25 protein-coding genes and 1 pseudogene are annotated in these 21,586 nt (G+C 36.6%); 17 read left to right on the top strand and 9 right to left on the bottom strand.

The genetic code is table 11. From position 1 onward, the window contains the following. Positions 1-26: 26 nt before the first annotated feature. The 3 genes from C9J37_RS05365 to C9J37_RS05355 all read left to right on the top strand — a co-directional run bounded on the left by C9J37_RS05365 (position 27) and on the right by C9J37_RS05355 (position 2,215). Positions 27-779, top strand: a complete 753-nt coding sequence (locus C9J37_RS05365; RefSeq protein WP_107894566.1) for a prepilin peptidase — start codon at positions 27-29, stop codon at positions 777-779. 12 nt (positions 780-791) lie between these two features. After that, on the top strand, positions 792-1,514 hold the full coding sequence (locus tag C9J37_RS05360) for a gamma-glutamyl-gamma-aminobutyrate hydrolase family protein (RefSeq protein WP_107894565.1): 723 nt from the start codon (positions 792-794) through the stop codon (positions 1,512-1,514). A 245-nt stretch (positions 1,515-1,759) separates the two neighbouring features. Beyond that, positions 1,760-2,215 (top strand): GNAT family N-acetyltransferase, encoded by a 456-nt coding sequence (locus C9J37_RS05355; protein ID WP_107894564.1) that lies wholly within the window; start codon positions 1,760-1,762, stop codon positions 2,213-2,215. Between the two features lie 140 nt (positions 2,216-2,355). On the opposite strand, the gene lexA is transcribed toward C9J37_RS05355, so the two are convergent. Then, entirely contained in the window at positions 2,356-2,973 is a 618-nt protein-coding gene (lexA, locus tag C9J37_RS05350; RefSeq protein ID WP_024361531.1) for a transcriptional repressor LexA, read from the bottom strand. Between the two features lie 166 nt (positions 2,974-3,139). Here lexA and yneA point away from each other — a divergent pair, with 166 nt between their 5' ends. After that, positions 3,140-3,454: a cell division suppressor protein YneA gene (gene yneA / locus C9J37_RS05345; protein WP_024361530.1), complete on the top strand. Its 315-nt coding sequence runs from the start codon at positions 3,140-3,142 to the stop codon at positions 3,452-3,454. Next, the gene (locus C9J37_RS05340) at positions 3,451-4,116 is read left to right on the top strand and encodes a YneB family resolvase-like protein (protein ID WP_107894563.1); all 666 of its coding nucleotides are present in this window, start codon (positions 3,451-3,453) and stop codon (positions 4,114-4,116) included. Before yneA ends, C9J37_RS05340 begins: the two co-directional genes overlap by 4 nt. Before the next feature lie 58 nt (positions 4,117-4,174). Here C9J37_RS05340 and C9J37_RS05335 read toward each other — a convergent pair whose 3' ends face one another. Further along, positions 4,175-4,687: a GNAT family N-acetyltransferase gene (locus C9J37_RS05335; protein ID WP_107894562.1), complete on the bottom strand. Its 513-nt coding sequence runs from the start codon at positions 4,685-4,687 to the stop codon at positions 4,175-4,177. Between the two features lie 173 nt (positions 4,688-4,860). Here C9J37_RS05335 and C9J37_RS05330 point away from each other — a divergent pair, with 173 nt between their 5' ends. From C9J37_RS05330 to C9J37_RS05315, 3 genes are all read left to right on the top strand, one after another. Continuing rightward, the gene (locus C9J37_RS05330) at positions 4,861-5,094 is read left to right on the top strand and encodes a DUF896 domain-containing protein (protein WP_024361527.1); all 234 of its coding nucleotides are present in this window, start codon (positions 4,861-4,863) and stop codon (positions 5,092-5,094) included. A gap of 297 nt (positions 5,095-5,391) precedes the next feature. Beyond that, positions 5,392-7,386 carry a transketolase gene (tkt, locus tag C9J37_RS05325; RefSeq protein ID WP_107894561.1) on the top strand — a complete coding sequence of 665 codons (1,995 nt, stop codon included), beginning with the start codon at positions 5,392-5,394 and terminating at the stop codon, positions 7,384-7,386. Positions 7,387-7,956: 570 nt separating this feature from the next. After that, positions 7,957-8,463 carry a hypothetical protein gene (locus tag C9J37_RS05315; RefSeq protein WP_107894559.1) on the top strand — a complete coding sequence of 169 codons (507 nt, stop codon included), beginning with the start codon at positions 7,957-7,959 and terminating at the stop codon, positions 8,461-8,463. Between the two features lie 185 nt (positions 8,464-8,648). On the opposite strand, the gene C9J37_RS05310 is transcribed toward C9J37_RS05315, so the two are convergent. The 5 genes from C9J37_RS05310 to C9J37_RS05290 all read right to left on the bottom strand — a co-directional run bounded on the left by C9J37_RS05310 (position 8,649) and on the right by C9J37_RS05290 (position 12,069). Beyond that, entirely contained in the window at positions 8,649-9,281 is a 633-nt protein-coding gene (locus C9J37_RS05310; RefSeq protein ID WP_107894558.1) for a response regulator transcription factor, read from the bottom strand. Further along, positions 9,256-10,293 (bottom strand): sensor histidine kinase, encoded by a 1,038-nt coding sequence (locus tag C9J37_RS05305; RefSeq protein ID WP_107894557.1) that lies wholly within the window; start codon positions 10,291-10,293, stop codon positions 9,256-9,258. Before C9J37_RS05305 ends, C9J37_RS05310 begins: the two co-directional genes overlap by 26 nt. After that, positions 10,290-10,979 (bottom strand): cell wall-active antibiotics response protein LiaF, encoded by a 690-nt coding sequence (gene liaF / locus C9J37_RS05300; protein ID WP_235617034.1) that lies wholly within the window; start codon positions 10,977-10,979, stop codon positions 10,290-10,292. Before liaF ends, C9J37_RS05305 begins: the two co-directional genes overlap by 4 nt. An 81-nt stretch (positions 10,980-11,060) precedes the next feature. Next, positions 11,061-11,699, bottom strand: a complete 639-nt coding sequence (locus C9J37_RS05295) for a PspA/IM30 family protein (protein ID WP_107894555.1) — start codon at positions 11,697-11,699, stop codon at positions 11,061-11,063. 16 nt (positions 11,700-11,715) lie between these two features. After that, entirely contained in the window at positions 11,716-12,069 is a 354-nt protein-coding gene (locus tag C9J37_RS05290; protein WP_069510948.1) for a lmo0954 family membrane protein, read from the bottom strand. A gap of 230 nt (positions 12,070-12,299) precedes the next feature. Between C9J37_RS05290 and sirA the strand changes: the two genes are divergently transcribed. Both sirA and C9J37_RS05280 read left to right on the top strand, forming a co-directional pair. Next, positions 12,300-12,725: a sporulation inhibitor of replication protein SirA gene (gene sirA, locus C9J37_RS05285; RefSeq protein WP_107894554.1), complete on the top strand. Its 426-nt coding sequence runs from the start codon at positions 12,300-12,302 to the stop codon at positions 12,723-12,725. Positions 12,726-12,825: 100 nt separating this feature from the next. After that, positions 12,826-13,044: a YneF family protein gene (locus C9J37_RS05280; protein ID WP_024361518.1), complete on the top strand. Its 219-nt coding sequence runs from the start codon at positions 12,826-12,828 to the stop codon at positions 13,042-13,044. A 147-nt stretch (positions 13,045-13,191) separates the two neighbouring features. Here C9J37_RS05280 and C9J37_RS05275 read toward each other — a convergent pair whose 3' ends face one another. Continuing rightward, positions 13,192-13,593, bottom strand: a complete 402-nt coding sequence (locus tag C9J37_RS05275) for a CobW C-terminal domain-containing protein (protein ID WP_167397260.1) — start codon at positions 13,591-13,593, stop codon at positions 13,192-13,194. Between the two features lie 11 nt (positions 13,594-13,604). Between C9J37_RS05275 and C9J37_RS05270 the strand changes: the two genes are divergently transcribed. The 6 genes from C9J37_RS05270 (at position 13,605) to C9J37_RS05235 (ending at position 19,270) form a co-directional block, all read left to right on the top strand. Continuing rightward, entirely contained in the window at positions 13,605-14,063 is a 459-nt protein-coding gene (locus C9J37_RS05270) for a cytosine permease (protein ID WP_107894552.1), read from the top strand. Positions 14,064-14,318: 255 nt separating this feature from the next. Continuing rightward, on the top strand, positions 14,319-14,981 hold the full coding sequence (locus C9J37_RS05265) for a hypothetical protein (protein WP_153063482.1): 663 nt from the start codon (positions 14,319-14,321) through the stop codon (positions 14,979-14,981). A 466-nt stretch (positions 14,982-15,447) separates the two neighbouring features. Next, complete coding sequence (locus C9J37_RS05255; protein ID WP_107894550.1) at positions 15,448-16,902, top strand: carbon starvation CstA family protein; 1,455 nt, start codon at positions 15,448-15,450, stop codon at positions 16,900-16,902. Positions 16,903-17,484: 582 nt separating this feature from the next. After that, positions 17,485-17,955 (top strand): S-ribosylhomocysteine lyase, encoded by a 471-nt coding sequence (locus C9J37_RS05245; RefSeq protein WP_107894548.1) that lies wholly within the window; start codon positions 17,485-17,487, stop codon positions 17,953-17,955. Positions 17,956-18,442: 487 nt separating this feature from the next. After that, complete coding sequence (locus C9J37_RS05240; protein ID WP_235617032.1) at positions 18,443-18,796, top strand: CdiA C-terminal domain-containing protein; 354 nt, start codon at positions 18,443-18,445, stop codon at positions 18,794-18,796. Further along, positions 18,797-19,270, top strand: coding sequence for a hypothetical protein (locus tag C9J37_RS05235; RefSeq protein WP_107894547.1), 474 nt, complete (start codon positions 18,797-18,799; stop codon positions 19,268-19,270). 503 nt (positions 19,271-19,773) lie between these two features. Here C9J37_RS05235 and C9J37_RS05225 read toward each other — a convergent pair. Beyond that, a pseudogene (locus tag C9J37_RS05225) lies at positions 19,774-20,380 on the bottom strand (IS3 family transposase); the annotation flags it as partial. A gap of 163 nt (positions 20,381-20,543) precedes the next feature. Between C9J37_RS05225 and C9J37_RS05220 the strand changes: the two are divergent. After that, positions 20,544-21,023: an antitoxin YezG family protein gene (locus C9J37_RS05220; protein ID WP_107894718.1), complete on the top strand. Its 480-nt coding sequence runs from the start codon at positions 20,544-20,546 to the stop codon at positions 21,021-21,023. Positions 21,024-21,586 lie beyond the last annotated feature (563 nt).

The raw sequence follows: 21,586 nt of genomic DNA, 5'->3' as shown, positions 1-21,586 counted from the left end.
CTATGTTAGTTTAGGGGGTAAGAAAAATGGAAATGGCTTATACAATACTTGTATTCGTATTTGGACTTGTATTTGGTTCGTTTTTTAATGTGGTAGGTTTACGTGTGCCGAGGAAGGAGTCGATAGTCAAGCCACCTTCACACTGTACAACCTGTCAGAGGCAATTGCCGGCAATAGATTTAATTCCTGTATTGTCCTATATATTTTTAGGAGGTAAATGTCGTAGCTGTGGGCAAAAAATTGCATGGATTTATCCGTTAATGGAGCTGCTGACCGGGATATTATTTGCCTTTTCATATTGGCAATATGGATTTAGTGAACAATTAATCGTGGCATTATTATTGATTTCTTTATTGGTGATTGTTGTTGTATCGGATATTGCCTATATGCTTATACCGGATAAAGTGCTATTGTGCTTTTTGCCATTATTAGTGATTGGACGTATACTAGCGCCTTTGACGCCTTGGTGGGATAGTATTGTAGGTGCTGTCGTTGGCTTTGGCATATTATATAGTATCGCAGTTGTGTCACGTGGCGGTATGGGTGGCGGCGATATAAAATTATTCTTTCTAGTTGGCCTTGTATTAGGTACAATCCACACACTATTGACATTATTGATAGCAGCTGTCATTGGAATGGTTGTCGGTATGATTGTGCTGCAAGTGCGCCAGCAAGGTAGAAAAACAGCGATTCCATTTGGCCCTGCCATCGCACTAGCAGCGGTCATAGTGTATTTCTATGGAAATGTCATAATACAGTGGTATGTAGGATTATGGTAAGGGGGGAGATAGATGAAACCAATTATAGGTATAACGGCGTTTGCGGAAGACGATTTATCATCGAGATTAAATGTAGCCTATAGCAATAGCATTATTGAGGCTGGAGGGATCCCACTTATTATTCCGCTGGGGGTAGAGGAAGATGCGGCACAAATTCTATCGTTAACGGATGGTTTACTTTTATCGGGTGGGCACGATGTTCATCCATTTGAATTTGGTGCTGAACCTTTACCAAGGCTAGGAAAGATACACCCGGAGAGAGACAAGGTGGAGCTGGCCTTACTTAATGCAGCCTTTACAAGGAAAATGCCGATATTCGGAATTTGTCGTGGTATTCAAATGCTCAATGTTGCATTAGGTGGAACATTATACCAAGATGTTGATAGTGAATATCATAGTAGTAAGCTGTTAAAACATGCACAACAAGCGGCTCGTGGTGTTGCCACGCATTATGTTCACATAACACCTCATACATTGTTAAAAACAATTATTGAAGAAGAAAAAATTGCTGTTAATTCCTTTCATCATCAAGCAGTAAATGTTTTAGCGGAGAAGCTAGTCGTTGCAGCAAAATCTAGTGACGGTCTAGTCGAAGCGGTGGTCCATGAAGAGTTTCCGTTTTGTCTAGCAGTTCAGTGGCACCCAGAAGAACAGGCAATTGTAGGAGATATTGCTGCACAAAAACTTTTTTCAGCTTTCGTTAAAGCGAGCATGCTATATAAAAGAGAAGCATAGTTCTAAGAAATCAAACGAAAATTTAATAGTTTAGCCTCTAAATACAGTCTTTCACATAGAAAAGGCTGTATTTTTATTGTCATAATTGGAGGTATAGTTTAAGAGAAATTCTAAATATGCAAATTTATAATTATTTCAAGTCAAAAGGCAGCTACGCAGAGTTTCTTTAGGTAATTACAGTGAAACAAAGGATAGATAATAAATGTTATAATTTTATTTATATGTTAAATAAAGGGGTAGTTGTGATGGAATATAAATTATTAGTGGAAGAGGATTTAAGTAAATGTACCGAAACATTTATTGAAGTATTTAATGATGCGCCTTGGAATGATAAATGGACATTTTCGCAAGCTAAAAAATATTTATTAGATTTTTATCAGACACCTGGATTCTTAGGCGTTTTAGCAATAGAAAATGACGAGATTCTAGGCTGTATTTTAGGAGTCAATAGAGTTTGGTGGAGCGGAGATGAATTCTTTATTAATGAAATGTACGTAAAACAACAACAGCAGAATAAGGGAATTGGAAGAGCGCTGTTAAATCATTTAATTAAAGAACTCGATAATAACAAAATAAATAACATTGTACTACTTACAGATAGAGGGATACCTGCCGAAGAATTTTATAAGAAAAATGGTTTTGAAGAAATAGAAAGAATCATCTTTCTACATAAGAACATTAAACAATCGTTATCACGTTGATGAACCTAATGATATATGCCATCAAACGCTCCTAAATGTAAGTTTGGGGACACATGAAAAAGCCACGAATGTTATCCCATCAACATTTCGTGGCTTTCCTATTGAACATTATTTTTTCGCAAAATTAGTATAAGAATGCATTAATGGACACGGCGATATAAGCCGACAACTTGTCCTAAAATTGAAACTTGGTCTACAATAATCGGTTCCATTGTAGCGTTTTCTGGCTGTAAGCGGAAATGATTTTTTTCTTTAAAGAAACGTTTGACAGTTGCTTCATCTTCTTCGGTCATGGCTACGACGATATCACCGTTATCGGCTGTTGCTTTTTGCTTGACGATGACTAAGTCCCCGTCAAAAATTCCTGCCTCAATCATCGATTCACCCATGATTTCTAACATAAATAACTGATCTTCGCTTGTCCCGTAAATATCCGGTAAAGGGAAATATTCGTCGATATTTTCAATTGCTGTAATCGGTGATCCAGCAGTAACCTTCCCTACAAGCGGTACATGGATAACACTTTGCTTTTGAATCGAATCCTCAGGCTCTAAAATTTCAATTGCACGCGGTTTAGTAGGATCTCGTCGAATAAAGCCTTTTTGCTCTAACCGAGCTAAATGTCCATGAACTGTTGAGCTTGAAGCAAGTCCAACTGCTTCACCAATCTCACGTACAGATGGTGGATAGCCCTTTGCGCGTACTTCTTCTTTGATAAACGCTAGTATGTCCTCTTGTCTTTTCGAAACTTTTTTCATGATTGCTCACCTCTTTTTTTTCATATCATTCTTCTTACTAGATAGTATAGCAGAATGCGAACACCTATGCAAACATAGGTTCGAAAAGTGTTTGACAAAAACGTTTGTTCGCTTTATTATAAGAACATACATTCCGAACAAACATTCTAAAAAGGGGATATGATGCATGAATTGGTTTAAAAAAAATACACATATTTCAATTTTATTGGGCGTAATTTTCTTATTTGCAGGCTATCTTTTTATAACTGATCCTGGAGACATTACCTACACTGAAATTCATATAGAGCATGGAGATAGTTTATGGTCGTTAGCCGAACAATACCGTGGTAAAATGGGTACGGATGACTGGATTAACCTTGTGAAAGCCGAGAACGAATTACATAGCGTTAATATTGTTGCAGGGAAATCACTCGTTATACCCGTAGTGGGTGACAATAAGATGCCCACCAATTCTATTGAAATTGCGAGAAGTGGAAAATGATGAATAAAAAACGAACGGCTGTACTGTACTGCCGGGTTAGTACGGAAAAAGAGACCCAAAGTTCTTCATTAGAACGACAACAAGAAGAATTGCTGCGTTATGCCAAGGAACAAAACTATGAAGTGATACAGGTTTTTCAGGACAAACATAGTGGTTATGATGTGGAACGCGAAGGTTTACTTGAGATGCTCGATTTTATTAAAGAAAAAGAAATTCAAGCATTATTTGTGCAAGATGAAACACGTTTAGGGCGTGGGAATGCCCGAATGGCTGTACTCCATTTATTGCAAAAAACAGAAACAGATGTTTTTTCAATGCGTGATGCGGGGCCTGTCCAATTAAATGAGATGGACACGATGTTGCTTGAAATATTAGCGATTGTAGAGGAGTATCAGCGTAAAATTCATAATGCGAAAATTCGCCGCGGTATGCGTCGAGCAGTAGAAAATGGCTATCGTCCAGAAAATAACTTGTCCAATCGTGGCAATCCAAATGGTCAGGAGCGCAAGGAAGTACCTGTAGAAGAAATAGTGAAGTTGCGAAATCGGGGCTTTACTTTTGAAGAAATAGCCATGACACTGAGAGGTCTTGGCTTCGAAGTTAGTAAGGCAACCGTACATAGGCGCTATCAAGAACATCAAGAAAGATTAGCAGGCAAATAATTTGCACTGCTAGTCTTTTTTTTATTCTAGCTAACAGTCTTGAAGGGGAGTAGAGAGCTCAACTTTGCCATTCTTCCTGCAAAATAGCGTAATAGTACTCATCCCACCAATCGTCACCATGCGGTATACATTTTTTGAAAAATCCTTCACGACGCATGCCGATTTTTTCCATAACGCGATAAGAAGCGATATTTTCGGGCTGACATGTGGCGATGATTCGATGAAGCTTCATTTCCGTGAAGCCGTAATCTAATAGTGCTTGTGCTGCCTCCGACGCATAGCCTTTACGATAATACGCAGGATTTAACACCCAGCCAATTTCATATGTATGTTCGCCAAAGTAAGGATGGAATACGAGATGACCGATAACCTGTGATTTCTCCTGTAAAACAATGGCGAAATGCTTTGCTTCGTCGCGATTATCTGATATAAATTTTCGCACTTGTTGTGCAGTTAAAACGCCTTCTGGCATATAGTGCATCACCGTTTGATCGGACATATAGTTAACAACAGCCTGCCAATCTTGTATTTCAAATTTTCGGATATGTAATCGCTGTGTTGTAATGTTCACCTTATTTCCCCCCAATATGTGTTCTTTATTAATAGTTATACACTACTAACATTTGGAAGTCATGTAAATTGTGGCTAAGCTGTGTGATTAAGGGTTGGTATAACTGCATTTTAAGGGAAAGCATGCTATACTTTGCATACTGAAGTCATCAAGGTATTGAAAGGTGTGTAACGATGTTATCCAAAGAAAAAATTAATCGAATCAATGAATTAGCAGCAAAAGCCAAAGCGGGCAGTTTAACGGAGGAAGAAGCGAAAGAGCGTACATCCCTTCGCAAAGAATATTTAGATACTTTTAGAGCAACGATGCGCAATACAATTGAAAATGTTAAAGTTGTCGATCAAGAAGGTAATGACGTAACGCCTGAGAAGGTAAAACAAGCGAAAAAAAATAAATTTCTAAATTAATATGACACATTTCATGCAGGATGTAAGCAAACACATTTCGCGTGGACATTTCACTATAGATTTCTAGCAAAATCCTTGCCATCACTGAAGAAGGTTTCTTTTTTTATTTGTTAAACCTTCCTCCAAAATAGGCAGTAATTTTGTCATTATTTCTATCATTGCTATGTCTAAGTTACAGAATGATGATAAAGTATGTCATAAATCTCAAATAGTATAACAAAAGCATTGTTTTCTAGGACAATGTTGACTAAACTGTAGTAGAACAATATATAGGACGAGAAAGGATGTCACAACATAATGACTCAACATGCGGACCAACTAGCGATTAATGCTATCCGAACATTGTCAATTGATGCAATTGAAAAAGCAAATTCAGGTCACCCAGGCTTACCAATGGGGGCAGCGCCAATGGCTTATACGCTTTGGACAAAACAACTTCGCCATAATCCGGCAAATCCAAAATGGTATAACCGCGATCGTTTCGTACTTTCAGCAGGTCATGGCTCTATGCTTTTATATAGCCTACTTCACCTTGGCGGTTACGGCCTACCAATGGAAGAGATTCAAAACTTCCGTCAATGGGATTCATTAACTCCAGGACATCCAGAATACGGCCATACGGTTGGGGTAGAGGCAACAACAGGTCCACTTGGACAAGGGATTGCGATGACAGTTGGTATGGCAATGGCAGAGCGTCATTTAGCAGCGACTTATAATAAACCAGGACATGAAATTGTCGATCACTATACATTTGCGCTTTGTGGCGACGGCGACTTAATGGAAGGTGTTGCGGCTGAAGCGATTTCATTAGCTGGACATTTAAAACTTGAAAAATTAATCGTGTTATACGATTCAAATGATATTTCATTAGATGGTGATTTAGAAAAATCATTCTCAGAAAACGTACAAAAACGTTTTGAGTCATATGGCTGGAACTATTTAAAAGTGGCTGACGGTACAGATGTAGAAGCTGTTAACCAAGCTATTGAAGAAGCGAAAAAATCTTCTGGTAAGCCAACACTGATTGAAGTGAAAACAGTCATCGGTTTCGGTTCACCAAACAAATCAGGAAAATCAGATTCTCACGGTGCGCCACTAGGTACGGATGAAGTTGTCTTAACAAAAGCGGCTTACGAATGGACACATGAGCCATTCCAAATTCCATCTGAAGTATATGATACATTTAATGCAGCAGCTGAAGTGCAAGGTGCACAGCCAGAAGCAGCTTGGAATGAAAAGTTCGCAGCATACAAAGCTGAGTTCCCTGAATTAGCAGCGCAATTTGAAAATGCAATGAATGGGAAACTACCTGAGGATTTCGCTTCAGAATTACCAGTGTATGAAGCAGGTAAATCTGTGGCAACACGTTCTTCATCAGGCGATGCAATCAATGCAATTGCCAAAAAAACACCATCATTCTTCGGTGGTTCAGCCGACCTTGCTGGCTCTAACAAAACGACGATGAAGGGCGCAGGCGACTTCTCTGCAGATGACTATGCAGGTCGCAATATTTGGTTTGGTGTCCGTGAATTCGCTATGGGCGCGGCAATGAACGGTATGGCGCTTCACGGCGGTCTAAACGTCTTTGGTGGTACATTCTTCGTATTCTCTGATTATGTACGTCCAGCTGTACGTCTTTCTGCATTAATGGGTCTTCCTGTGACATATGTATTCACACATGACTCAATCGCTGTAGGGGAAGATGGTCCAACACATGAACCAATCGAACACTTAGCTTCATTACGTGCAATGCCAAATCTTTCTGTTGTTCGTCCAGCAGATGCGAACGAATCAGCAGTAGCATGGGAGCTTGCAGTAGCATCTGAAAAAACACCGACTGTTTTAGTATTATCTCGTCAAAACTTACCAGTGCTTGACGCGCCAATCGAAACAGTTCGTGAAGGTGTAGCAAAAGGTGCTTACACTGTTTCACCTGCATCGAAAGAAGTAGCAGATGCTATTTTAATTGCAACAGGTTCTGAAGTTTCACTTGCAATTGAAGCGCAAAAAGCATTAAAAGCTGAAGGTATGGACGTTGCAGTCGTATCAATGCCTTCAATGGATCGCTTTGAAAAACAAGATGCAGCATATAAAGAATCGGTTCTTCCAAAAGCTGTTACAAAACGTCTAGCAATCGAAATGGGTGCATCATTCGGTTGGCACAAATATACTGGCTTTGAAGGTGACGTTCTTGCAATCGACAAGTTCGGCGCTTCTGCTCCAGGAGAGTTAGTTATGGAAAAATACGGTTTCACTGTAGAAAACGTTGTAGCAAAAGTTAAAGCACTGTAAGATTTGGCTTCCATAAAAAATACCGCAAGCTCTTATTAAGCGTTGCGGTCAGACTGTAGACAAACTCGGAAATTTTCGAGATTGTCTACAGTCCTTTTTTTATTTTTAAAATAGATGACAACTACCGTTGATTTCCGTTGCGGGCGATGTTTACTTTTACAACAATGAAAAAAGCTGGCTACTTGTACATGGTAAGCTACTTAACGGAAAGGGTATTGTCGAAGACTATATTCAATGTGGTAAAAATATATTTCTTGTCCTTAAAAAGGTAAAAAAGACAAAAGGCATCCGCGTTGAATTGCTTGATACCTTTTGTCGACAATCTGAAAGTAGCAAGCGCTACTCTAATTTTATTTAATTACTCTTTTATACTGAAGACCCGTATGACTTACTGTTCCATGTTCATAGAAGAACCATTTACTACATAAGTATATCCTGTGTTATCCAAATCTACTTTGATGGTTCCATCAAATTTTTTACTACCCGCTTATCCTCAATCCTTTCAATATGATAATATTATTAAAAGAAATTTTATCATAAAGCATAAAAAAATGTAAAAGGTGAGCTTAAATGATTAAAAAGTACTTTTTTTCTTTCTTTGCTTTTTTATTTTTATTAGTGGGATGTTCAAATGAAGAAGTAAATATCGTCAAAAAACATGAAATTATAGAAATTGGGATTGTAGGGGAAATACCTTTGTTAATTAAAGAAAAAAATATAAAATTTAAAAAAATAATGTTACAAGATTTACATAAAATAAATGAAAATTCTTTTGATGCTATTATGATTACGAAAGATTATTTACAAGAAGCTTCCGATGAACAATATACTCAATTTTATTTAGATTCCTCTATACCGATTGTATTTGTTCAGTCAGACAAAGCTATTTCAGCTTTTATTATTCCTAACCACACGTACCAAAATACATTTGAAAATCACGCTCAAGATTATTTTATCGGTTATTATAAAGGTACTACTTTTGGCGTTGCTTTGAATGGAAATACAAATGAGGATTTAATAAAAGGTTATTGGAGTTTATTTGATTTATTAGATAGATTAAAACAAACAAATAATTAAAAAGAAACCGCAAGCTCTTATTGAGCGCTGCGGTATTTTTTTTGATCTTTTCGATGTTACTAGTTGGCGAATCGCCACTAAACCCCGGGGAACCGCCATCAAAACAGCATTAATCGCCACAAAAACATAGCAAATCGCCACAAAAACATAGCAAATCGCCACAAACCTGGCGACTTTAATAAAAATTACTTTGCCAAACCATTTTGGAATGCGTAGACGACAGCTTGTGTTCGATCTTGAACGTCTAGTTTGGCTAAAATATTGCTGACGTGGGTTTTCACTGTTTTTAAGGCGATGTATAAGTCATCCGCAATTTCTTGGTTTGCCTTGCCTTTTGCCATTAACAAAAGAACTTCCATTTCACGTTCAGTTAATTGCTCATAAAGAGGTGTACTTGTTCCATAGCGCATACGGTGCATCATTTTAGATGTGACTTCTGGCTCCAAAACAGTTTCTCCGCCCATTGTTTTACGAATGGCATCGGCAATTTGCTTGGCATTGGATGTTTTTAATATATAGCTAATCGCACCAGCCTCTAAAGCAGGATACACTTTATCGTCATCTAAAAAGCTTGTGACCATCATAATTTTCGCTTCTGGCCAAGCTTCAAGTATTTTAACAGTCGCTTCAGCTCCGGTCATCACAGGCATGACATTGTCCATTAAAATAATATCCGGACGAAGGGCGAGCGCACGTTCAACAGCTTCGACGCCATTTTCAGCTTCCCCCACAACAGTAATATCAGGCTGTGCTGACAGATAGGCAGATACCCCAATTCGTACCATCTCGTGGTCATCCACTATTAATACTTGAATCAACTTCAACAACCTCCTTCTGTAGCGGAACTTTTACCTCCACTATTGTACCTTCTCCAGGTACCGAAACAATTTTATACCTACAACCAATTTCCACGGCTCGCTCAGCGATATTTTGTAAACCGTAGGAAGTCGATTTATCCGCCTCTACGTCAAAGCCAAGACCATTATCTTGAATGCGTAAAATAGCAAGATTGTCTCGGGCAATAAGAAGTAGTTCAACTTCTGTTGCTTTAGAATGGCGCAATGTATTGGATAATGCTTCTTGAGCAATGCGGAACAGGTGATCTTCCTCTGCCTTTGTTAAAGCTATTTCTTCTAGTTCATATTCTATATGAAAATATACTTTTTGTTGTAGTTCAATAATCAATTCCTCTAAGCCTTGGGCGAGGGTTTTATTGTGCAGTGCAACAGGGCGTAAATGCAATAATAATGCGCGCATTTCTAGCTGAGCCTGCTGTACAATTTTTTCTACTTGCTTTAAACTTTTGGCATTTTCATCGCTTTCCGTTAAGGCGGAAAGTAACATCGAAGCGGCAAATAATTGTTGTGAAACCGAGTCATGGAGCTCGCGTGCAAGTCGTTGACGTTCGGCAATAATGCGCTCTTGAATTACTTTATCATTGGCTTCTGCTCGTTCATTGGAAAGGCGCTGTAAGCTTTTCCGCTGTGTATCAATCAATTCGCTCGTTTGAACAAGTGCTTTTTTCAATGGCTTCGGTAGTGCATGTTTTTTAGGTAACACGAAATCAGGCTCGATTAATTCTTTTACAAAGCGAGTTGCTTGTGCCTCACGCGCGCGTGCAGTCATGCTAATCCAGCTTGCAATAAAGAAACTAAGCGCAAAGAGACTGATTAAAATGACGCCACCTAATGGAATATTATCATAGTCTTGTTGCCACAAAGGTTCCCAAACTTTTTCATTTGGTTCACCCCAAATCGCAAAAAGGAGACCGAATGCCGCGCCAATCAATATGAAAAATATAGAGAAAGCTCTAGAAAGAAAGGCAATCATTTACGTAGCACCTCCAAATCTCCTAGCCATGTAGCGACGTGAATGACGAGGGTACGTTTTGCATCCTCAGGGTTGCCATCTGAGAACACGATACTTTCATTCAGAAGCCGCTGTGGATGTCCTTGCAAACATGTAAAGTTTCCGAATAGCGTTGTATAGTGTAAACGAAAAGGAATTTCATAAGGAACATAAATCTGTACTTTACCAATGCCTTGTCGAATCGTAACGAGACTTGAACCAGCAGGTAAAACTGTTTGCGTTGTATCAATTGTAATGTCACCAGCGAGTCGTTGGATTTGTACATCTTGCCATTTGTAAGCATCTTCAGGCGCAGGTATTGTACCGAATAGTTTATTTTCAGTTGTCGGCAACTTATCAAATTCCAATGTGACGATTTTCGGTTCGTTTTCTCGTTGTAAGTATTGATAGAGCATGTATAAGAGCAGTATGACGATAAATAGTCGCAAACTCCACATCGTAAAGAGAGCAATTGCAATAAAGAAAATTCCTGTCCATTTTAAAAATCGCTTGTTTTTTGAAAAGCTTAAATAGAGCAGGACAGCACCGATTAATAAACAAAAAGCACCGCCGTTATTGAAAATGGTAAGCTCTACAAATACGAGTAAAAAGAAGCATAGTACCCAAAATGTGAGTTTATTTGTTGTGAAGTTTTGCAAAAGGGTCACCCTTCTTTCTACTATGTAATATTTTACAACAAGAAATAATGCGCCGCTTTGATGTGGCGCATTTCTTTCTATTATAACATGTTATTTCTTTTCAATGAGTAGTGGTGAAACAGCTTCAGTTGAATTTTTTTCAAGCGCTGCTAGGCGTGCTTCAAAAGTTGTTACCTCATGATCTTTGTCGATACGGTGGGCAAGTTTTTCGATATAGGATTCTAAATCTTCGAAATTCGTTTTATTGTTGTTTGAAATCATGCCGTCCATTTGATGGTGAGCGCGCGTCACATTTTCTTTGCCCATTAGCTGTAATTGACGAACTTTCATATCTTTAATTTTGTGCTTCATTGTTTCAAATTTGCGTTCAAGTTCAAAATATTCACGCGTGTTCACTTCGATACTTGTCTGTAATGTATGGTTACGAGCTGTATAGGCTGCTACTTCGTCCGAAGCAAAATCAATTAAATCTTGCTCGCCACTCGCAAGTGCTAATTGAAGTTGTGCTTCACGTTTTGCTAGTAAATCGGCATTTTGTTTAAGCTCCAGTTCCATTTTTTCTTTTAGTTTGCCCTGACGCTCTAATAATGTACCTGTTTGCTCTGTTTGTTTTTCAGCCTCACGAATGTATTGATTTAACATCGCAATAGGATTTTTTTCTTCCTTTTTATCAAATAATTGATGTAGGTCTGCTTCAATTGTGTATCTAAAACGTTGTAATAAGTTCATTTTTAGTTCGCTCCTTTTATTTTGTTAAGTTTGACCATTCTTTTTCAAAGTTTGTAAACGGATCTTCTTCTTTCGCTTCAATTGTTGGAATGTTCACTTCTTCGCCATTCCATTTTTTATAAATCACATAAATAATGGCGATTGCTGCAAGACCAATCATTGCTGGGATATTAGAGATAGCCGATAGTACACCGATTAAACCAACTGTAAACCAAATAATTTTTGCAAATGTCGATTTACTACCAATGTAGAAGTGCATGCCTAGTGCAACAAATGCAACTGAAAATACTAGGCCAGTAATTGGTCCGATTAGGGCAAGTGCGACACATGCTGCAATAATACCTCCAGTTAATAAAAGAAATTTTTTCATATGTTTTAGCTCCTTTCGTTTGTACCTTTATGTTACCTGCTTACGAGAACATCTAAAACGGACTGGAAATGGATTTTCCTCTAGGTCTTGAGGCGGAGCAGTTATTTTTTAAGCTGAAAGTAGAAGGTTTTCGACAAAAATAGAAGATGGTTGCCTCCTTCGTTTGACAAATTAACTAGAGACAATCCGCTATACTTACGTTAAAGAAACTGAGCGAAGGGGGATTTCTGGTGAGAACCTATTCCATATATAAAATAAAAGAAGAGCATTTAACGTTTATTTTCGGCAGAGAGCGTAAGTTGTTAGAGATGATGCAAGGCTGTGAAGATGCCAATGAGAAATCCTTAAAAGAACTCGCATATATATGTGAAACTGTTCGCTTCGATGACATTGCCATCATGTTAGAAGCACAGCTAGATTCCAAATATGCACATTTAGAAAGAGCGCGTAATGCTTTATTTTTAGAACATCCGATAAAAGGGAGAATGGCGATTTATCTAGTAGATCGTAAAATTTGTGTCTATTGCGAAGGCTCACGCATGCTTGATTTGGACTTATTTCAAATGCTAGCCAAGATGAGTGAGCGTTTTATTGCCTTTAATAAACAAGATAATGAGTGTGGTTGGCTAAAGCCGATGAAGTATACAATGCACTAGGATTTTTCACTATAATATATAGTAACACGCTAGTATTTGGTGTATAATGGAGCGTGGAGAGTTTTTTTCTCGGTATATTGTAGTGGAGGAGGTTGGTTGTATGCCTACATGGGGCTGGATTATTATTGTAATTATCGCATTAGCAGCTGGTGCAGCACTTGGTTTCTACTTTGCACGTCAAGCTATGATGAAATATTTAAAAGAGAACCCACCAATTAACGAACAAATGATTCGAATGATGATGGCACAAATGGGTCGTACGCCGTCTGAAAAGCAAGTACGCCAAATGATGACGCAAATGAACAAATTCCAAAAATAATTGGAGTTTTTAAGGAGCAACTGGTTTAGGTAACCGGTTGCTTTTTTCGTTGACGTTTCTCGAAGAAATGCATAAAAAAGGTGCTCAGATGAAGGAAGAGAATGGATTCATCTAAGCACGATTTTTCGGTGATCTTGATAATATCTGTTATATGGAATGTACATCCATTAAATCGATTTCCGTGCCGAGAAATGTTTGGAAGGATAGTAATGATTGTTTCAATAACGTAGTGGGGATATCTTTCATAATAAAGACAATATGTGAAATCTGCATATTTTCTGGCCATTCACTTAAATGAATCGGTGGATGAATAATATGTTGGACACCATTTAAGATGATGGGTCCTGTTTCACCGACATCTAGCATTCCTTTCACACGAAGAATGTTTTCTCCTCTTGCATAAAGCAATAAGCTAAGCCATACCCCGAAACTATTCCAATTTAATGGTTGCAAAAAAGCAAAAGAAAATGATTGAATTTGCGATGTATTATTGCAAGGTGGTAGCTGATAGTTGCTAGGTAGCCGGCTTTTACAAAATTTACTGTCCACATATAAAATGGATGGCTCCACGTTGCCATTTGTCTTATACGTGGGGTGTCATATTGGCGGGGATTGTCGGCACATTGTTTCAACCGTGGATTATTTTAGAGCAGTTATTCCGTTTTTTAGGGTACTCCGGCGCTATTATGTCGGCTGTAGCAGGTGTAATTATTTGTGATTACTACATCCTTCGCAAGCGCCGTTTACATGTCAAAGATTTGTATAGACAGGACGGGCAATTTACATTCAATGGGGGTGTAAACTTGGCAGGTATGTTTGCCTGGCTCATTAGTAGTGTACTCGCGATTGTGTTCATTGATTATATGTATTTCGTCGGATTCCCTCTATCGGCAATCATTTACTATGTCCTAATGAAACAGTGGTATTTAAAGAAATTCCCGCAAAAAGAAATAGAGTCTAATTACGCAGATGAGTACCTAGGCACATCTGCGAATCGTGAGTGGAAAATTTCTGTATAGAACTGTCTAAAAGGGAGCAAGTAATAGATTTAAAAGAATGAGAGACAGTAAAAATGCCCTCAATTTTTTAAAATTATTTTGAAATGAGTTATTTGTAGCCCTATAAAAAACTAAAATTCTAAACTTAAATGTTTAGTATCAAAAAACACTAACTGATAATAAAAATTCAGCAAATTAAATTAATTATATTTACAAAAAACGCAACTTTTTTTTATTATAAATAAAAAATGCAAAAGCTAAGAAGAGGTGAGGTAATTGATGAAAAAGATTTCAATTTTATTTATCGTTATGTTGTTAACTTTATTATCAAATGCAAGCTTTACTTTAGCCAAAGCGGAAATTTCAAAGGAAGTAGAAGATTTGGAAATAGAAGAGTTTCCCACTGTTCAAGAAATTGATAAAGCGAATGAAGCTCTTGATGAATTAGTAGTTCAAGCTAATGAAAACTTGGCAAATGGTATAGAAAGTTTTTATCTTAGAAAAAGTGTTGGGAATGGTTTTATAGAACTGAATTTTACTAGTTATGAAGTTAATCCTTTTTTGACCACTCCTTATAATGCTGCAAATACTAAATTTTTAGCATCTACAACTACTGCTGCTAGTGCTGTCAAAAAGAAAGTTTATAGCGCTTATGTAAAGAATACTATAGGTTGGAATTTTCAGCATGTTTTAGCAGGGGAGTTTACATATAGTAATGGAAAAATAATGGGTGCTACAAAAGATGCAAGGCTAACAGGGCTGGTGTATTCAGAATCTCATAATACTTGGATTGATGTACTAGATCCAAGTGTCTGGTATGTTCATAGTCATGGCAATTTTAAAGCGTTTAAATATTTAGTAGAATATAATACTTATCTTTCTGTTCAACTATTAGGTAGCGGGAATTATAGAATAACAAGAGCTGAAATATCAGCCTAAACAATAACACTTATGTTGTAAAGGATGGTGCCAACGATGAATTATTTATTTCAATTTATTGTTGTGTTGTTATTTGTTTTGTTCTTTCATTATATCAATCAATTGCTTTTGATGAAAAAGTACGAGTTTAAAATACAGTGGAAGTCTATGTTGATACTAGTCTCACTTAGCGTTGTTATCACCATCCTTTTAAATATAGGTGATAATGGTGATATTCAGGAAATCGATTTCCCCATTTAGAAACAAAAGAACTATGGGGATGTTCTATTAGCATTTGATTTAGAAATATTTTTGTATTTCAAGTCATATTAAATAGTAATAAAAAAGGAGGGATTTTGTTTTAGTCACATTACATATAACTATAATAATTAAGCGATTGTTGTAGCCTATCGGTATATTTTAATTGTTGTATAACAATGAGGATGTTGCAATTAAGTGAACATAAAGAAAAGGAGGAATTTATTTTATGATAACTTTTGTAACTTGTATAGCGATTTTAATTGTAGGTTATTTTACTTATGGGAAATTTGTTGAAAAAGTATTCATTCCTAAAGATGAGCGTCCTACACCAGCTTATGTAAATGCAGACGGTGTAGACTATGTACCAATGTCTACACCTAAAAATTCATTAATTCAGCTCCTAAATATTGCGGGTACTGGTCCTGTGTTTGGTCCTATTGTAGGTGCTTTATATGGCCCTGTTGCATTTGTATGGATTGTAGTTGGCTGTATATTTGCCGGGGCTGTTCATGATTATTTGACAGGAATGATCTCTATTCGTAATAAAGGAGCCCATTTACCTGAGCTTGCAGCGAAGTTTTTAGGAAAAGCAATGAAACATGTAGTAAATATTTTTGCACTTTTATTGCTCTTGCTAGTTGGTACTGTGTTTGTTACATCACCTGCAATGCTAATAAATAATTTAATGGATGGCAAAGTTGCGATAAGTATTATTGTAGCGTTAATTTTTATCTATTATATTTTAGCAACTTTACTTCCAGTTGATAAAATTATCGGTCGATTCTATCCTTATCTAGGAGCGCTACTTGTGATTTCAGCAATTGGAATTGGTATTAGTATGATTGTAAAAGGTTCACCAATTCCAGAGCTAACATTTGAGAATATGCATCCTGCTAAATTACCGATATTTCCATTAATATTCTTTACAATTACATGTGGGGCATTATCTGGTTTCCATGCAACACAAACGCCAATCATTTCTCGTACGACCAAAAGAGAAAAAGAAGGACGTAAAATTTTCTATGGTATGATGATTACTGAAGGAATTATTGCAATGATTTGGGCGGCTGCAGCAATGAGCCTATTTGGAGGATATGGTGGTTTAAATGAGATGATGGCTGCAGGTGGACCTGCTGCTGTAGTAAGCGAGGCATCTATTCTGATGCTTGGTTCAATTGGTGGAACTTTAGCAGTTTTAGGAGTAATCGTGCTACCTATTACATCAGGTGATACAGCGTTTCGTGCAGCTCGTATGATTATCGCTGATTATTTCAAATTTGCTCAAGCAAAATTAGTTAGTCGTTTATGGATTGCAATCCCATTATTCGTCATGTCATATGTGTTAACGAAAATAGACTTTAATATTTTATGGCGTTATTTCTCATGGGCAAACGGTGTAACAGCAGTAATTGCCTTATGGGTAGCGGCAATGTATTTATTTTTGGACCGTAAAAACCATTGGATTGCAACAATCCCAGCTTCATTTATGACAAGTATGGTATTCAGCTATATTATTTATGAACCAACTATGGGATTCGGACAGGATGTTGCATTTTCGAATGCTACTGGGATTATAGCCGCATTTATCATTACAGCAATATTCTTTGGTACAGCTTTGAAAAAACGTGGCACAAACTTCTTGTTAGATGAAGATGTGACAAGCTATCAACATGTTAAGTAGTATTAATTACTATATAATTTTAGTAAAGTAAAGTTAGAGAAAAGGGTGTGTCTTAAAAATTATTTTAAGACGCACCCTTATATGCGAAGCAGTGGTGTTCAGAACATATTTCAAATATCCTTAAGTGCTGTACAAACAAAGATAGCTGACGATAAAAATAATAGTTAAACATTAGTGAGAACTCTGTACATGTAAAGGGTGGTAGCGACAATGAATTTTTTCTTACAGTTTGTTGTTGTGTTGCTGTTTGTTTCGTTCTTTCACTTTATTAATCAAAGGATATTGCTGAAAAAGAATGAATTTGAGTTACAATGGAAGTCTGTGTTGATCCTAATCTCAATAAGTGTTGTGATTACATTGCTTCTAAACATTCCGAGTCATATTCAAGAATCTGAATTTCCATTGTAGAAACCGCAACACGCCAGCAAAAATATTTTTCATAGGGAAGACAAAACGAAATTGACGTTTTGTCTTCTTTTTTAGTGATTTCAAACCTTAATTATCATTCTATTTCAAAAATTTACACATTTCATAGAAAACTAGGTATAATAGTTAGTATTGTCAGAAAAGGAGCTGTTAGCAATGGAACGCGAAAAAACAAATGTAGAGAGTTTTGATTTAGATCATACGAAAGTGAAAGCCCCTTATGTTCGTTTAGCGGGTGTAAAAGTGGGGAAAAATGGCGATGAAGTTTATAAGTACGACATTCGCTTAAAACAGCCTAACAAAGAGCATATGGAAATGCCAGCACTCCATTCTTTGGAGCATTTATCGGCAGATATTATCCGCAATTATTCAGATCACATTGTTGATTTTAGTCCAATGGGCTGTCAAACAGGGTTTTATGTATCGTTGATTAATCATAATGATTATGATGAATTGCTATCGATTTTAGAAAAAACTTTTACAGATGTAACGAAGGCCACGGCTGTTCCAGCATGCAACGAAGTGCAATGTGGCTGGGCAGCAAGCCATAGCCTTGAAGGCGCACAGGCGCTGGCAAAAGAATTTTTAGCCAAGCGAGACGAATGGCATATCGTTTTTTCAGAATAATAAAAACCCTTGCAATGAAGTGACCCCTTAAAAGTTAGACACGGTTATTTCATTAGGCGCTTGGGTATAACGAGTTCGGTACTGCACTGGACTCGTTTTTAATTTTGCCTTAATCCGTAAACCGTCACGAATAAAGGTTCAATAGGCCAACTAAAAGAAAAAGCCACTAAAAAGCTAGACACCGTAAAAGATAAGTTCCAAACCAAAGTAGCCGAAGTAAAGGACCAATTCCGTCAGTTGGGAACACCGCTGTTGGAGTTGGCCGGTGTGAATATGAGCCGAATAACGGATACGGGAACAGCTGGCGAAATAATCCATCGAATAGTTCTAACTGCCAGTAGATGATAGTAAACCTGCTGAGGGAAATAAGGGTACGGGTAATACTAATCTGACTGAACCGTCATTACCTAATGGGAGTAAGCCAAAAGGAGAATACACAAAGGGTGATTCACATGGTGTTAAGAAAGAGAATGAAACAGCAGATTTCTTGGCAAATAAGGGCTATGAAATAAAAATGTTAAATGAAGTAAATGGCGGTAATGGTCACGGTATAAAAGCAACATCTAATCCAGATTTTCTCATTGAAGGCAAAGTATTTGATTGTTATGCTCCAACACCAAATACGAAGACAGATAATGTCCTTAGGACCATAACAAATAAAACAAAAACACAGGCAGAAAGAATTGTTCTTAATGTGGATAATTTTCCATCTGAGAAAATTCTTGAAATTACTGAAGGTATTCAAAGAAAAGCTAATCCAAATGGAGATTTGAAAAACTTAAAAGAATTACTTATTGTGAACGATGGAAAAATTACACGAGTATTTGGAGAGGAGAAATAAATGGATTACGAATTATTTTTAAGCTCTAATTTAAGTTGTAAATCCCTGGCGGAAATTATTCGAAGTATAATAGTTGGGTCTGTGAACGAAGAGATAACTGTTCACATTAGTGAAGAAGAAATAGTTATTGGGATTAAGTATTTTTCATTAGCTCTAGAAATAGAGGATATATCTGACATAGCTTTTATTAGAAGGCATTACGATTTAGATGTAAATGTATGCATTAGAGTTCAATTATTTGGTAACACTTTCTATCAAGGAATAGAAGTTTTGTTTAAAGTTATTGGGAATCTTATGAGACAAGTTGGCGGAAATCTATTGTTTTTAGAAAACGGTTCGGATCAATTACTTAGAAAAGAGAATGGTCAGTTAATTGTCAATAGTGATTTAGATCAATACCAGGTAAAATATTTAACCAAGAGTTTGCTTAGTTTTCTTGAACATTCTTACATTAAAGAAAAATTGCCAAACTAGGCATTTGGTTATTATTAACGAATAAAACCATTATAATTTTAGAAGAAGTTAACATCTACCTAATAGTTAGAGCGGTCTTAGGTGCACGAGCATTACTAGATGATAATGACCCAAGAATTGAGCAGAAATGGGAAGAGTTAATTGTTTTACTAAGTGAAGATGAAAACTTGACTTTGAGTTTCTTAAAGGTTTGTATAAAAACAGAACTTTCATTTTTAAGTGAGGTTTTTGAAGAAGTGGCTTATAATTTACAAAGTAAAAAGTTTATTGAATTAATATATTGCCTAGATCAAAGATACCCAGACTTAAACTTAAAGAGAAGTATACAAATTGCTGAGGAGTACTTGGATTAAATTTGAGATATCAAAGTTTTGAATCCAGAAGTTTATGCGGAAGAATACTTATGATATTTTGTATCAAGAGAGATTAATCCTAATCTCCAAAAAAACCTTGATTGGCTATAGGAACTGACCCAGTTATATAAGACAGTAATCAAAAAAGCATTACCCAACCAATTGTCGGTATTGAACCGGTGACGGGTTGTTTAGTTTCGTTTGAATTCGGGTTATTATTATTTATATAGTCTTTGACAGTTTGTTCTACGATGACCGTCGTAGTATTTCGCAAATTGTCAGTAGCATGTTTCAGACTTTAACATAGAATGAAACAATTCGATTGGGGCATTATCAGCGGGCGCACCTTTACGGGACATGCTCATGGTAATGCCTTTTGCCTTTACAGCTTGTTGATAGTGATAAGATGTATACACCGAGCCTTGGTCACTATGCAACGTACAACCTTCAGGTACATCATGGAGTTGGGTTAACGTATGCAACACAAAATCTGTATCTTGGCAGTCTCCGATCGAATAGGCAATAATTTCGCCATTATATAAATCTTGAATACTTGAAAGATACAACTGTTTCTGACCAATTGGCAAGTAAGTAATATCGGTTACGAGCTTCTGTAAGGGTGCACTTGCTTCAAAATCACGATTTAATAAATTGGCTGCGATAGCGTGAGGTTGTCCTGTTAGTTTCCGTTTTTTACTTTCACACGACATTGCCAACCATATTTTTCCATGATACGTATGAATTTGGTCATATTAATAGTGAAGAAGCGGATTTACAACTGGGCAAAGGAAAGAGAAATCCATATACTCAAAGTAATGTGGGAGCAACAGACCGAATTCGAGGTAAGTATTCCGAAAGAGATGATGGTGGTAGGACACAAAATGTTACAATACAAAAACAAATTGGAGGTTAGTACAAGTATGGAACAACAGATGAATCAGATGTATCCTATGATAGCAGAGCATGTTATAGCTATGATACCAGATGGTAATTGGTACGAAATTTACTTATATGCTGAAATATTAGACGGTTCTAGAGTAGTGTACTTTTATTTTAATACTTCGGAGAATGAAGATTTTATTTACTCTCATGATATTCCTGAAAAATATAAACTGAGTGAAAAAAATTATGACAATTTGTTAATAGAATTACAAAATATATTTTATGATTTAAGACAAATATTTATTGATAATGATCAAGCCCCATGGACGAATTTAACACTAACATTAAAGTATCCTGGAAAAATAAAAATTAATTACGATTATGAAGACATAATTAATTCTGCAATATTCCCGACTCAACGACAAATGATTTTTGAATATCAACATTTAGGTTTGCTACCTCAAAGCGAGAAAAACAGACAGCTTATACAAAATTATATAAATAATTTAAAAGGGTAAAACTGAACCTTAATAATGTCTACAATTTGGAATATCTGCCCGTATTTGTGACTTCGCCTCTCTTTGCTATGCGGTGTGTTCTGAAAGTTTTGAGCTATGGATAAGAAAAAACAATCGTATATTTCAATTAATACAGATTACACTTACATGGTGGAAATAAATCAGGTTATCAGATATAAGAAAGATTCTTGAGGAATCTATTGAAATTCAATATTTCTCAAAAAATTTGAAATTTGATTTAGTTGAGTTTATTTTATAAATGCCTCTTCGATTAAAAAATACGAACAATCGGTATAAAAATAACTAATAATAATATATCCTTCGTTTTATTTGATTTTAATCAGGAACCACGAAACTCAAAGTTCGTGTTTATTAATGGGGAATTGAATGTTTCGATAGATAAGTAGATTATAAGGATGTAGCGCATTCAGTATTTTTGGATGGTCTACACTTAACTAAACAACTTTCATAAGGGGTATACTAAAAATATTAGAACCCTTAGGAGCGTGTACCTTATGAGAAGAGAACGTCGAACTTATACCCCTGAATTCAAGTTACAATTG

It is taken from the genome of Lysinibacillus mangiferihumi (assembly GCF_003049665.1).
Taxonomy (GTDB): domain Bacteria; phylum Bacillota; class Bacilli; order Bacillales_A; family Planococcaceae; genus Lysinibacillus; species Lysinibacillus mangiferihumi.
Note: the sequence above shows the minus strand (reverse complement) of the source record. Positions and strands in the feature narration are given on the sequence as shown.